11 protein-coding genes and 4 tRNA genes are annotated in these 12,351 nt (G+C 51.4%); 9 read left to right on the top strand and 6 right to left on the bottom strand.

Going from position 1 to position 12,351, the window contains the following annotated elements:
* Window positions 1-79 precede the first annotated feature (79 nt).
* From CWE09_RS05350 to CWE09_RS05330, 5 genes are all read left to right on the top strand, one after another.
* Window positions 80-155, top strand: a tRNA-Ala gene (locus CWE09_RS05350).
* Between the two features lie 24 nt (window positions 156-179).
* Window positions 180-255: transfer RNA gene (locus CWE09_RS05345), tRNA-Glu, on the top strand.
* A gap of 63 nt (window positions 256-318) precedes the next feature.
* Window positions 319-394: transfer RNA gene (locus CWE09_RS05340), tRNA-Glu, on the top strand.
* A gap of 144 nt (window positions 395-538) precedes the next feature.
* Window positions 539-614 (top strand) — tRNA-Glu (locus CWE09_RS05335).
* A gap of 827 nt (window positions 615-1,441) precedes the next feature.
* Window positions 1,442-2,155 carry an SDR family NAD(P)-dependent oxidoreductase gene (locus tag CWE09_RS05330; RefSeq protein WP_126802962.1) on the top strand — a complete coding sequence of 238 codons (714 nt, stop codon included), beginning with the start codon at window positions 1,442-1,444 and terminating at the stop codon, window positions 2,153-2,155.
* On the opposite strand, the gene folK is transcribed toward CWE09_RS05330, so the two are convergent.
* Window positions 2,144-2,710: a 2-amino-4-hydroxy-6-hydroxymethyldihydropteridine diphosphokinase gene (gene folK, locus CWE09_RS05325; RefSeq protein WP_126802961.1), complete on the bottom strand. Its 567-nt coding sequence runs from the start codon at window positions 2,708-2,710 to the stop codon at window positions 2,144-2,146. The genes CWE09_RS05330 and folK overlap by 12 nt on opposite strands.
* A complete protein-coding gene (locus CWE09_RS05320) occupies window positions 2,707-3,342 on the bottom strand; it encodes an arylesterase (protein WP_241974303.1) in 636 nt (211 codons plus the stop codon). Before CWE09_RS05320 ends, folK begins: the two co-directional genes overlap by 4 nt.
* Between CWE09_RS05320 and CWE09_RS05315 the strand changes: the two genes are divergently transcribed.
* Window positions 3,343-4,023, top strand: a complete 681-nt coding sequence (locus CWE09_RS05315) for an ABC transporter ATP-binding protein (protein ID WP_126802960.1) — start codon at window positions 3,343-3,345, stop codon at window positions 4,021-4,023.
* On the top strand, window positions 4,013-6,511 hold the full coding sequence (locus tag CWE09_RS05310; protein WP_126802959.1) for an ABC transporter permease: 2,499 nt from the start codon (window positions 4,013-4,015) through the stop codon (window positions 6,509-6,511). The genes CWE09_RS05315 and CWE09_RS05310 overlap by 11 nt, the downstream gene beginning before the upstream one ends.
* A 1-nt stretch (window position 6,512) precedes the next feature.
* On the opposite strand, the gene CWE09_RS05305 is transcribed toward CWE09_RS05310, so the two are convergent.
* Window positions 6,513-7,406: a TIGR01777 family oxidoreductase gene (locus tag CWE09_RS05305; RefSeq protein ID WP_126802958.1), complete on the bottom strand. Its 894-nt coding sequence runs from the start codon at window positions 7,404-7,406 to the stop codon at window positions 6,513-6,515.
* 146 nt (window positions 7,407-7,552) lie between these two features.
* Between CWE09_RS05305 and CWE09_RS05300 the strand changes: the two genes are divergently transcribed.
* Both CWE09_RS05300 and CWE09_RS05295 read left to right on the top strand, forming a co-directional pair.
* Window positions 7,553-8,647 carry an AI-2E family transporter gene (locus tag CWE09_RS05300; RefSeq protein WP_157982816.1) on the top strand — a complete coding sequence of 365 codons (1,095 nt, stop codon included), beginning with the start codon at window positions 7,553-7,555 and terminating at the stop codon, window positions 8,645-8,647.
* A 1-nt stretch (window position 8,648) separates the two neighbouring features.
* Window positions 8,649-8,945, top strand: coding sequence for a hypothetical protein (locus CWE09_RS05295; protein ID WP_126802957.1), 297 nt, complete (start codon window positions 8,649-8,651; stop codon window positions 8,943-8,945).
* A 2-nt stretch (window positions 8,946-8,947) separates the two neighbouring features.
* Here the strand turns inward: CWE09_RS05295 and trpA are convergent, their stop codons facing one another.
* The 3 genes from trpA to trpCF are packed head-to-tail and all read right to left on the bottom strand — an operon-like array spanning window position 8,948 to window position 12,350.
* Entirely contained in the window at window positions 8,948-9,760 is an 813-nt protein-coding gene (gene trpA / locus CWE09_RS05290) for a tryptophan synthase subunit alpha (protein ID WP_126802956.1), read from the bottom strand.
* Window positions 9,760-10,950 (bottom strand): tryptophan synthase subunit beta, encoded by a 1,191-nt coding sequence (trpB, locus tag CWE09_RS05285; protein WP_126802955.1) that lies wholly within the window; start codon window positions 10,948-10,950, stop codon window positions 9,760-9,762. Before trpB ends, trpA begins: the two co-directional genes overlap by 1 nt.
* Window positions 10,947-12,350, bottom strand: a complete 1,404-nt coding sequence (gene trpCF, locus CWE09_RS05280; RefSeq protein ID WP_126802954.1) for a bifunctional indole-3-glycerol-phosphate synthase TrpC/phosphoribosylanthranilate isomerase TrpF — start codon at window positions 12,348-12,350, stop codon at window positions 10,947-10,949. Before trpCF ends, trpB begins: the two co-directional genes overlap by 4 nt.
* Window position 12,351 lies beyond the last annotated feature (1 nt).

Raw genomic sequence — 12,351 nt, 5'->3', positions numbered from 1 at the left:
TGACTCTTTTTCAGTGGACACTTAGAATTCGCCCCGCTGTCAGGGTAAAGCGGCCGAAATTTGGCTGGTTTATTAGGATGGGGCTATAGCTCAGCTGGGAGAGCGCTTGCATGGCATGCAAGAGGTCAGCGGTTCGATCCCGCTTAGCTCCACCAAAACTCTGCTTCAACTAAGTCCGGGTCCCCATCGTCTAGAGGCCTAGGACACCGCCCTTTCACGGCGGTAACAGGGGTTCGAATCCCCTTGGGGACGCCATTAGTTTTGTGAAAGAAAAACTGGCGCCTTTCCCGAACTTAGTTGAAAAGCAATTGAAGATGCGTCCCCATCGTCTAGAGGCCTAGGACACCGCCCTTTCACGGCGGTAACAGGGGTTCGAATCCCCTTGGGGACGCCATTCAATTTTGAAGTTGACCGCCGTGAGGCGGTGCCCATGGACACCGCGCCGAACCTTTGGCACAGCGGTATCAGGGGTAGCGAATTCCCTTGGGGACGCCATTCAATTTCTGCAGCTTTCTACAGCAACACTGCGCAAGTCCGGGTCCCCATCGTCTAGAGGCCTAGGACACCGCCCTTTCACGGCGGTAACAGGGGTTCGAATCCCCTTGGGGACGCCATTGCTTGCCAGCCTGATCAATATCCCATATTTTATGCCGTGAGGCGATGTCCCAGGACACCGCGCTGAACCTTTGGCATGTCCAACCCTTCGTATATATTACGTGTTTTCCGGTAGGGCAGGCTCGGCCTGCCGTGGAAGGGCTGAGTCACCTCCATGTCTTTGGTTTTCTGCCTGCTATCGAATATATGCACCATATGGCACCGTGCATGAAATTGCGCGTGCGGACGTTACATGGTGCCAGCATATAGCTACCACGGCAGGCGTAGCCTGCCCTACGGTGTGGTCGCGCGCTTTCTGGTAGGGCAGGCTCGGCCTGCCGTGGAAGGGCTGGGTCACCTCCACGTCTTTGGTTTTCCGTAGCCTGCCCTACGGTGTGGTCGCGCGCTTTCTGGTAGGGCAGGCTCGGCCTGCCGTGGAAGGGCTGGGTCACCTCCACGTCTTTGGTTTTCTGCCTGCTATCGAATATATGCACCATATGGCACCGTGGATGAAATTGCGCCTGCGGACGTTACATGGTGCCAGCATATAGCTACCACGGCAGGCGAAGCCTGCCCTACGGTGTGGTCGCGCGCTTTCTGGTAGGGCAGGCTCGGCCTGCCGTGGAAGGGCTGGGTCACCTCCATGTCTTTGGTTTTCTGCCTGCTATCGAATATATGTATCCTATATGGCACCGTGGATGAAATTGCGCCTGCGGACGTTACATGGTGCCAGCATATAGCTACCACGGCAGGCGAAGCCTGCCCTACGGTGTGGTCGCGCGCTTTTGGTAGATCCTTCTTTGAATTATCGCGTATTATCAATTACCACACTCTGTAAGGAATCAATATGGTTCAATCTGTAGCCTTAATTACCGGTGCCAGCCAGCGTTTAGGCTTGCACATGACCCGTTCATTGCTGGCTAAAGGCTGGCAGGTGGTGGTTTTTACCCGTAGCGGAAGTCCAGAGCTGGAGCAGCTGGATCAGCGAAACCTGACCCAAATTAATTGTAATGCACTGGACGATGAAAGTATGGATGGGGCTATTCAGGCTGTGCGCGCGCAGTTCACACGACTGGACTTTATTCTGCACAATGCGTCTATCTATGAAAAAGATGAGCAACATAAAGATGACTTCATGTCCTTTTATGATGCACTTTATCAGATTCATATGAAGTTACCGGCGCGCATCAACACCCAGCTTAGTGATTTGCTCCAGACCTCAGAAGTACAAACCAACATTATTCATGTGACTGATATCTATGTGGATAACCCGAATCCTGATTACGCTCTGTATTGCTCGACGAAAGCGGCTTCGGAAAATCTGATGATCAGCTTCGCGAAGCGGCTCGCGCCTTCGGTGCGGGTGAATGCTATTCAGCCGGGGCCGGTTAAATTTTTAGCCGGACATTCTGCTGAAGAGCAGGAAAAGGTACTAAGCGAGACTATGTTAGCCACTGAAGGGGGATTTGAAGCCCTGGAAAAAGCTATCTACTCAATACTGGATAATCATTATATGACCGCCAGTGTGGTTCGTGTGGATGGTGGCCGCTTACTTTGCTAAATCGGTAACCTTTACTTGAGATAATTCCCGAAAGCGCTCGAAGAGCACACTAATTCCATCTTCAATAATGAAACTGTTATGCAGCTTGTGCCCGTCAATCAGGGTACTTGCTTCATTTTGTAACGATTGCCCTTCAATGCTGATTTCACGACACTGACCATTGGGTTTGCTACCAGCTGTCAGCACCTGACGCACGTAGGGTTCAGTAAACTGCTCAGTGATAGCGAAGTTGAGCTCGCTCTGTTGCGCCAGAATATCAATATCTATGGTTCTGTCTTTCTCGCTACTGGCAGGGTCACTACGGTCCCGGCCGAGCCTTTTCTCCATATCATTAAGGGTTTGTTTGAGTTGCTTCGGGGGCAGATTACTGCTGATTATTACCAGCGTATTGTAAAAGTGGTGGTTGGTTTCAATGTCGGCTGGCACAGTCTCAATGACAGGCCAGACTAATAATTGAGCAAACTGTGCTTGTAGCAGGTTAAGCGCACGGGCTATGTTACTTGCAGGTAAAAGGTTGCTGCCCAGTCCCAGATAGTAATAACAGGGGTGATTCACAGCTGTTTTACCCTATCCAGGATCTGCCGTAGTTCCGGTTCCATTATTTCAGCGATAACAGGTTGTGCGTCCAGGTTCGGGTGAATGCCGTCGCTTTGCATCAGGTCGCTGTCAATAGCGATCTCCAGCATAAAAAATGGCACCAGAGTGACCTCGTGATTTTCAGCAACCTCGCGAAAAACAGCATTGAAGCTGGATGTGTAACGACGGCCCATGTTGGGGGGTATTTCAATTTGGCTGAGTGCCACGTATATTCCTCTTCCATGTAGGTAGTCGATCATCTCGCTGAGGTTATTACGAATACTCTCGATGGCGAAGCCGCGTAACCCGTCGTTGCCACCTAGCTCAATAAAAACGGCGTCAGGCTGGTGTCGATCGATGACGGAAGAGAGTCGGTTCAGGGCGCCCTGAGTGGTGTCGCCGCTGATGCTGGCGTTGATAATCTGGTAATCAGGTTGTTCCTGCTCCCATTGGCGCTGGATTTCAGCAACCCAGGTGTCACCTTCAGAGATGCCATAACCGGCACTCAGGCTGTCGCCTAAAACTAAAAGTGAAACATTTGCCGCTGCTGGCCGTATAAACACCAGAAGTAATAAAATGAGACTGAAATTGAACAGGGATTTTTTCATCATATGATAATTGAAACCAAATCAGTTAGTAAAAAAGTTGATACCAGCAATGGTGAACTCACCATTCTACACGCAATTGATCTTGCAATAAAAGCGGGTGAATCGGTTGCTATCGTTGGCGCCTCAGGTTCTGGTAAGTCGACTCTGTTGTCATTGCTTGCCGGATTGGACACAGCCAGCAGTGGTCAGGTTCTTATAGATAACGTAAATATTGGCGATTTGGATGAAGAGCAACGTGCCAAAGTTCGCGCAGACAAGGTTGGTTTTATTTTCCAGTCTTTCCTGTTGATACCTAGCCTGACTGCTTTAGAGAACGTTATGTTACCCGCAGAACTTGCGGGTCGTAAGGATGCAGAGCATCAGGCGAAAGAGTTACTGGCAACTGTAGGCCTTTCCGAACGCCTGACTCATTATCCGAATCAGCTTTCGGGTGGTGAACAACAGCGTGTTGCTATTGCCCGTGCTTTTATCGGCACCCCTAAAATTCTGTTCGCCGATGAACCTACCGGTAACCTGGATAGTGGCACCGGCAGCAAGGTCGAAGCGCTTCTGTTTGAGCTTAACCGTGAGTTTAATACCACCCTGGTTGTGGTGACTCATGATCAACAATTAGCGACGCGTTGTGAACGGGTATTTGAAATGGATGCAGGACAGCTGACGGAGCGGGCAGAGCATGTGGCATAAGATTTCCTGGCGCCTGCTCAAACATGAGTTAAAGCGCGGTGAACTGACTATCATGGCGGCTGCTGTTAGTCTGGCGGTCTGTGCGGTGCTGTCACTTTCGCTTTTCAGTGAACGTTTACAGGCCGGTTTGCTGGAGCGCAGCGCTGAATTCCTGGCGGCTGACCGGGTGTTACGCTCACGAGCTGAGATAAATACCGAATGGCTGACCCGCGCAGAGCAGGAAGGCCTGCAGTGGGCCCAACGGGTTAGCTTCAATTCTATGGCGTTTGCTGCTGAAGAGCTGGCCCTGGTGGATATTAAAGCGGTGTCCGCTGGTTATCCCTTGCGTGGACAACTGGAAACTGCAGACAGCCCTTATGCCAGCGGCGAAGTGACTACTGATTTACCGCAGTCCGGTGAGACCTGGGTTCATTCGCAGTTATTTCAGCGTTTGCAGCTGAATATTGGCGATGAACTGGAAGTAGGTGATTCAGTATTTATTGTGACCCGGGTACTTACCCACGAGCCCGACTCGGGACTTAATGTATTTACCGACAGTCCCAATGTACTCATTGCCTATCAGGATCTCGAGGCGACTGGCCTTATTCAGCCTGGTAGCCGGGTTAATTATAATTATTTATTTGCCGGTGAGCCCGCAGCCATTGAGCGTTATGAAGACTGGTTGTTGCCGCAGCTGGATGATGTAACCCAGCGTTGGCGGGGCATTACCGATGGCGATACACCGCTGGCAGCCTCTTTACAGCGTGCAGAGCAGTTTATGCTGCTGGCCAGCCTGCTGGGTGTGGTGTTAGCCGCAACGGCTGTGGCCGTAGCGGCTCAGCGTTATTGCCAGCGCAATTATGATGCTGTGGCTATTATGAAAACACTGGGCGGCCGTAAAGGTACTATTCAGCGTATTTTCACATTGCATCTGCTGCTGCTCACGTTTTTCAGCATCATACTTGGGCTGGTACTGGGTTGGCTATTGCAGGGAGCCGTTATTATCTGGGTCAGTAGCCAGCTGGGGCAGTCATTGCCTGCAGCGGGAGCGGGGCCTTATGGTCTGGCGATTGCTACCGGCTTGTTATGTGCCCTGATGTTTAGTTTGTACCCATTGTTACGTCTGATTAAAGTGCCTCCATTACGGGTACTCCATCGGGAGCTAGGCGGGTCCAGTGTTCGCGCCTGGCTTCAGTGGTTATTAGGCGGCACCACTATTTATGTGCTGATGGTGATGTACAGCGGCAGTTGGTTGTTGTCAGCCGCCTTATTGGCCGGTGGTTCACTGGCGGTGTTATTGCTGATGGGTATCAGCCGCTTGTTTATTCGTGCCAGTCGACAGGCAGGTATGCAGGCGGGAAGCAGCTGGCGCCTTGCTATGGCAGGTTTACAGCGTCGTGCGCGGCAGAACTCAGTGCAGATGATCAGTTTTGCGACTGCTCTGATGCTGTTTTTACTGGTGCTGGCATTACGTAATGAATTACTGGCGGATTGGCAGGACCAGTTACCGGATGATGCGCCTAATTATTTTGTGGTTAACGTAGCGCCGGATCAGGTGCAGCCCATGAGCGAAATGTTTGAGCGGGAGCAGGTTTCTGCGACCAGCTTATACCCTATGGTACCGGGACGCTTAACCGCTATTAATGATGAGCTTGTACGTGATGAAGTGAGTAAAGAAGAGCGCGATGCAAGCGAATTCCGGGAAGGTTTTGGCCGTGAATTGCAACTGACCTGGCTGGCAGATCTGCCTCCTAATAATGAGATAGTGAGGGGTAGCTGGTTTGCCGAGGACAGTAGTGGCGAGGTTTCTGTCGAGTCTCAGGTAGCTGACAGGCTCGGGCTTAACCTTGGCGATGAGTTGAGCTTCAGGGTAGGAGGCGATGAATTTACTGTGCCAGTGACCAGCATTCGGGAAGTTGACTGGAACACTATGCAGCCGAATTTCTATATGATTTTTGATCCGGCCGTTCTGACCGACAGTTCTGCAACCTATATTGCTAGTTTCCATCTTGACGAATCGCGTAAGGCAGAGCTGTATAACCTGTTCAGTGACTTTCCTCAGGTATCGCTGATTGATGTGGATGACATTATTCAGCAGTTGCGTGAAGTGATTCAGCAGGTGTCGCTGGCGATCACCTTTGTACTGGTGCTGGTAGTATTGGCCGGTGGCCTGGTACTGGTGGCTCAGGTTCAGGCAACGCTTGAGGAGCGCGAGCAGGAACTGGTTATACTGCGCACATTGGGAGCGCCCACTAAGTTGCTGTCCCGGGCGGTTACCTATGAGTTTCTCATTCTGGGAGCGCTCGCCGGCCTGATTGCAGCGATCGCGATGGAATTATCCGTATTCCTGCTGCAAACTCAGGCATTTGGCATGCAGCCGTCGCTGCATTGGCGTTTCTGGCTATTGGGGCCCGTAACCGGAGCCGTCATTGTGGCCGTGCTGGGGCGCTTTGTATGCCGCCGTTTACTGGCACAGAATGCGGCTACATTAATACGCAATCTGAGTTGATTTAAAAACAGTGTTGCAGGGCTTCCCTGAGTTGCGCATGGCGGAACTGGAAGCCCGCTTCCTGGGCTCGCTGAGGAAGTACAGCCTGGCCGGTTAATAGCATATCGGCCATTTCTCCGAGCAAACCTTTCATCACAAAGGCTGGTACTCGCAAGAACACCGGGCGATGTAAGACCTTGCCCAGGGTTTTACTGAATTCTTCATTGCTGACAGGATGCGGAGCGGTAGCATTATAAGGACCGCTGCACTTTTCGTTATTAAGTAGAAAAATGATTAAGTCGACAATGTCGTCCAGGTGAATCCAGGACATCATTTGTTTTCCATGTCCGATGGGCCCTCCCATACCTAGCTTAAAAGGCAGGCTCATACGGGCCAGGGCTCCGCCTGAAGGCGCCATGACCAGACCGGTTCGTAACAGACAAACACGGGTCTTTTCGCTTTCAGCAGTGAGCGCCAGTTGTTCCCAGTGTGCGCATAAACGATGCGTGAACTCATCATGTACGCGAGGCTCTGCTTCTGTCACCGGCTCTTCACCCTGGCGGCCGTAATAACCGATTGCAGAACCTGAAATAAGCACTTCCGGAGGCTCCTCCGAAGCCTGACAGAGTTGCGCCAGCTGCTCAGTGATCTGCCAACGGCTTTGTTCGATACGTTCTTTTTGTTTGTCGGTCCAGCGTTTATCGGCAATAGGTTCGCCAGCCAGATTGATAACCGCATCGAAACTGTCCAGGCTGCTCAGAGATGACAAATCATTGAGCGTGTCTATATCGTGCCCCAGTTTCTTATAAGCCTTAACTGAGTCCCGGGTAAGTACCGTAATTCGATATTGATTGCGTAATTTTTTGATCAGCGCGGTGCCAATTAAACCGGTTCCCCCGGTAATTAAAGCCCTCATAATACCTCCTTCGTTTGCCTGTTATTGTTATTCAATTTAAGCACGTATACGTAAATAGTGTTAACTTGGTTTGTTACTCGCGCAATTGCTGAATAATGGCGAAGCCATTACACTAGTCCTAATTAAAAACTAATCTGAGAAATAGAATGGATCAGAGTCAGCCATTAACATCTATTAGTCGTGTCTGCCTCATCATGGCCGCGGTGGTCATTATTCTGGCTGGCGTTAAAGCAGCCAGTGTTATTGTAGTTCCTGTATTGCTGGCCCTTTTTATTGCGGTTATCTGTCAGCCGATCATAGTGCTGTTTCAACGCATGGGGCTGCATAAAGTCCTGGCTGTTATTTCAGTGGTACTGGTTATGCTGGTGCTGGTACTGGCGTTAGCGGGGCTGGTGGTGCAGTCAATTAACGAATTTTTACAAAATCTGCCCGCTTACCGCGAGTTGATGACGCAGCGCTTTGACTGGCTGGCGGAGCAGGCCGAAACCTATAATATCTCATTGAATTGGGAATTCGTGCAGGGGCAGCTCGATCCATCGCGAGCGATCAATCTTACTATCAACATGCTATCCGGAGTGGGTGGCATAATGACCAGTTCGGTCATAATTCTGTTGATCGTGGTATTTATGCTGGCCGAGGCGAGCATTACTCCACACAAGCTACGGCTGGCATTTAACCGTCCGGATAAAACCATGGGGCAGGTGCATTCGATTCTACGTGCGGTAAATAAGTACCTGGCGCTGAAAACCTTAATTAGCCTGGTGACGGGTTTTATTGTTGGTTTTGGTCTTTGGTTAATGGGCATCGACCATTATGTATTATGGGGGGTGCTGGCATTCTTATTTAACTACATCCCCAATATAGGTTCCATTCTTGCCGCAGTGCCAGCAGTGCTTATGGCGTTAATACAATTCAGCCCGACCATGGCTGGCCTGGTTGCACTGCTGTTTCTGGCAGTTAATATGTTGATGGGTAACATGATTGAACCCCGGGTTATGGGCCGCGGACTGGGTTTGTCGACACTGGTGGTGTTCCTGTCATTGATATTCTGGGGTTGGATCCTGGGGCCTGTAGGCATGTTTTTATCGGTTCCGCTGACGATGGTGGCTAAAATTGCATTGGCGGAAAACGACAGCACCCGTTGGCTGGCGATTTTATTATCGGGTGATGAAATTATGAAAGCCGCCGATAACAATAATACTATTGAGGAAATAGTCACGGTCTCAAAACAGGAGCCATAACGTGTCCAGTCGTTTAGTCGGAGAAAATACAGTATCGCAGGGCCGGAATGCGCAGAACCAGCGTGTTAAAACCGGTCCTGCGGTTTTTCGTGAACGGCAGAATCATGCACAGAATGAGCAACGGCTGGCGAATATGCGCGAAGCTCCTCGTGAAGAAATGTATCGCGTTAACCGTGACCAGATAAGCCGTATAGGGCCAGGAGACCCGCAAATTAATGCCGGGGCGTCGATGCGAAACGGGGTTAATGAACCCCGTGGTGTTGGTCCTGTAGGCAACCTCATCGACGCCTGGGCATAAACTCAGCTACGTTGAGTTGCTGCCTTCATCTGTGTCACAAAATCTCCCAGCGCTTTTAACATCGCGGTTTCATCCTGCAGGTTATCTTCAATTCTCTGAACGACCGCAGAACCGCTAATGGCGCCCGCCGCACCGGCTTCAATGGCTGTTTTCACATGCTCTGGCTTAGAAATACCAAAACCTAAGATGGACGGCGGACCTCCGGCTTCATCTAAGGTTTTGATTAAGCTACTGGCTGGAGCCTGTAACTCCTGACCCGCACCGGTGACACCGGCGCGACTAAGCAGGTAGATGTAGCCCTCACTGGCTCGCGCAATGGCGTTGAGGCTAAGGTGAGAGGAATCTGGCGCCGCAATAAAAACAGGTGCTATGCCAGCGTCTGATGCGGCCTTGCGAAAGGGGTCTCCCTCACGTACCGGTACGTCAGCTATAAGCACCGAGTCGACCCCTGCCGCAGCCAGCTCCTGATAAAAAAGGTCCCGGCCTTTGGCCATCACCAGGTTGCCATAGACCAGCAAACCTATTGGAATGTCGGCGTTATAGTCCCGGATACGGCGTAGCAGTTCAAAGCAGTCGGCGATACTGACACCTGCATCCAGGGCGCGGATGGATGCTCTTTGAATGGTAGGACCATCGGCGACAGGATCGGAAAACGGGAAGCCAAGCTCGAGAGCATCAGCGCCACTGTCGATCAACTGCTTGATAATACGCTCGCTTTGCTCCAGTCCCGGGTCACCTAAAGTCACAAATGGAATAAAAGCGCCCTGATTGTCTTTTTTTAGTTGGTCAAACATTTGATTATAACGGGTTTGCATCAGGCACCTTCCTGGTCTTTGAATATGGTACGTACATGATCAATGTCTTTGTCACCGCGGCCCGAAAGGTTTACCAGCAATATCTGTGGTTCACTGCTGCTTTCGGCCACTTTAATGGCGTAAGCTAAGGCATGAGCACTTTCCAGAGCGGGAATAATGCCTTCATGGCTGGATAACAGACGAAAAGCTTCCAGTGCCTCATCATCAGTAACCGACACATACTGCGCCCGTCCGGTGGCATGCAGATGAGCATGCTGTGGCCCTACGCCGGGGTAGTCGAGGCCGGCGGAAACCGAATAAGACTCTTCAATCTGACCTTCACCAGTTTGCATCAGGTAAGAATAACAACCATGCAGCAAGCCTGGTTTGCCGGCACTTAAGGTGGCACCGTGCTCATGCGAACTGAGGCCTTTACCGGCCGGCTCAACACCGGTTAAACGAACGCTGGTTTCGCCAATAAAATCAGCAAACATACCAATGGCGTTTGAGCCACCGCCGACACAGGCAATCACTTCATCGGGCAGGCGACCCGCCTGATCGATAATCTGTTTTTTCGCTTCCTCGCCGATCATGCGGTGAAATTCACGCACTATGGTTGGAAAAGGGTGAGGTCCGGCAGCGGTGCCCAGCAGGTAATGGGTGGTCTGATAGCTGGCCGTCCAGTCGCGCAGGGCTTCATTCACCGCGTCTTTTAAGGTGCCACTACCGGTGTCTACGGCAACCACTTTGGCGCCCATTAGCTCCATACGAAAGACATTTGGCTGTTGCCGCTGCATATCTTTCTTGCCCATGTAAATGACGCATTCAAGATCGAGCAGGGCGCAGGCCAGGGCTGTTGACGTACCATGTTGTCCGGCACCGGTTTCGGCGATAATCCGACGTTTGCCCATGCGCTTGGCAAGCAGTGCCTGCCCTAGTACCTGATTCGTTTTGTGAGCGCCGCCATGCAGCAGATCTTCGCGTTTAAGATAAATCTTACTGCTGCCATGACGGGGCAGGTTACGGCAAAGGCTTAACGGAGTGGGCCGGCCTAAATAGTTTTTCAAGAGATCATTAAACTCGGCACGGAAGAGATCGTCTCGCTGCGCATCCTCAAAAGCACGTTCTAGCTGATCTAAGGCTGGCAACAGTATCTCGGGTACGTACTGGCCACCGAATTCACCGAAATAAGGGTTAAGCTTGGATGTCATAATGGCATCTCCTGTGTTGTCGGCTTGCGGTAACAGGCCGACAGTTTACTGAAAATAGCATGCAGAGTGGCGCCGTCTTTTTCGCCTGCTTTTATTTCTGCACCCGAATTTATATCCAGGCCAGCGACGCCCAGTTGGGCGGCTGCCTCAATGTTATCCTGACTCAGGCCACCAGCGAGCATGCAGGTATTACGCTGATTGGCGGGCAGGTGCTGCCAGTCAAATGTCTGACCGCTGCCGCCGTTACCATTATCAAGCAGGAAACGATCAACCGGTAAATCCGGTAAACTCACTGCACTCTCTACTTTGAGGGCGTACCAGACCTGGCAACGGCCGTTGAGTTTTTGCACCAGCTCGTTAACAAATTGCGGTGACTGCTGACCATGTAGCTGAACTGCGTGCAAAGGCAATTCGTCGACCAGTGCCAGCACGCCGCTGACGCTGTGTTCGGTAATCACGGCTACGTAGTTCAGAGCCGGCACGGCGTCAATAATGTCGTGAGCCTGTTTGATGTCGATAAAGCGAGGTGATCGGGCTGCGAAGATAAGACCGCCATAAATAGCGCCGGCACTTTTTGCCATCAGCGCGTCATCCGGGCGAGTTAAACCACAGACTTTATGGTCACCGTAAATCAGGCGGCGACAGGCCTGATCGATATCTGCCTGAGCACTCAGGTGGCTACCGACCAGGAAGCCATCCACATGGCGGCCAATATCACGAACCTGCTGATTGCTACTGATGCCTGATTCGGCCACCAGCAGGGCGCCAGCCGGAGCCAGTTTGGCAAGCTGCTGACTGCGTGTTAAATCGATCGACAAATCCCGCAAGTCCCTATGATTGATACCGATAATAGCGGCGTTCAGATCATGAGTGCGCTGCATTTCTTCAACATTGCTGACTTCGGTGAGTATTTCCAGTCCCAGTTCTTCAGCCAGGTTTGCTAGTTTGCGGTATTGGGCATCGTCCAGTAAGGACAGCATCAGCAATATGGCATCAGCACCAAAATAACGCGCCAGGTAAATTTGCAGAGGATCGACGATGAAGTCTTTGCATAATACCGGTACCTGAACCTGACGGCTGACTGCTTGCAGATAGGCAAAACTACCCTGGAAAAAGTCGGGTTCAGTTAACACCGAAATAGCAGCGGCATAAGGCTGATAAGTATGAGCGATAGCCAGAGGATCAAAATTTTCCCGAATCAGGCCTTTTGAGGGCGATGCTTTTTTGCATTCCAGAATAAACCCTTTGTCTGCCCGCGATAGCTGCCGGTGAAGGCTGCGAACTGGCCGCTCTGGCAGTTGCTCTAGCTTAAGGCGCAGGCTGTCCAGGGGGTAGTCCTGAGCCAGCTCCTGAATGCGCTCACGACGTTGATTAGTAATACGTTGCAGTATATCGCTCATA

This window comes from Aliidiomarina minuta (assembly GCF_003987145.1).
GTDB lineage: Bacteria > Pseudomonadota > Gammaproteobacteria > Enterobacterales > Alteromonadaceae > Aliidiomarina > Aliidiomarina minuta.
This window is presented reverse-complemented; position numbering and strand designations above follow the sequence as displayed.

Coding starts and splice junctions, on each gene's coding strand:
- CWE09_RS05330 (WP_126802962.1), top strand. CDS start 1,442: ATGGTTCAATCTGTAGCCTTAATTACCGGTGCCAGCCAGCGTTTAGGC.
- CWE09_RS05320 (WP_241974303.1), bottom strand. CDS start 3,342: ATGATGAAAAAATCCCTGTTCAATTTCAGTCTCATTTTATTACTTCTG.
- CWE09_RS05315 (WP_126802960.1), top strand. CDS start 3,343: ATGATAATTGAAACCAAATCAGTTAGTAAAAAAGTTGATACCAGCAAT.
- CWE09_RS05310 (WP_126802959.1), top strand. CDS start 4,013: ATGTGGCATAAGATTTCCTGGCGCCTGCTCAAACATGAGTTAAAGCGC.
- CWE09_RS05305 (WP_126802958.1), bottom strand. CDS start 7,406: ATGAGGGCTTTAATTACCGGGGGAACCGGTTTAATTGGCACCGCGCTG.
- CWE09_RS05300 (WP_157982816.1), top strand. CDS start 7,553: ATGGATCAGAGTCAGCCATTAACATCTATTAGTCGTGTCTGCCTCATC.
- trpA (WP_126802956.1), bottom strand. CDS start 9,760: ATGCAAACCCGTTATAATCAAATGTTTGACCAACTAAAAAAAGACAAT.
- trpB (WP_126802955.1), bottom strand. CDS start 10,950: ATGACATCCAAGCTTAACCCTTATTTCGGTGAATTCGGTGGCCAGTAC.
- trpCF (WP_126802954.1), bottom strand. CDS start 12,350: ATGAGCGATATACTGCAACGTATTACTAATCAACGTCGTGAGCGCATT.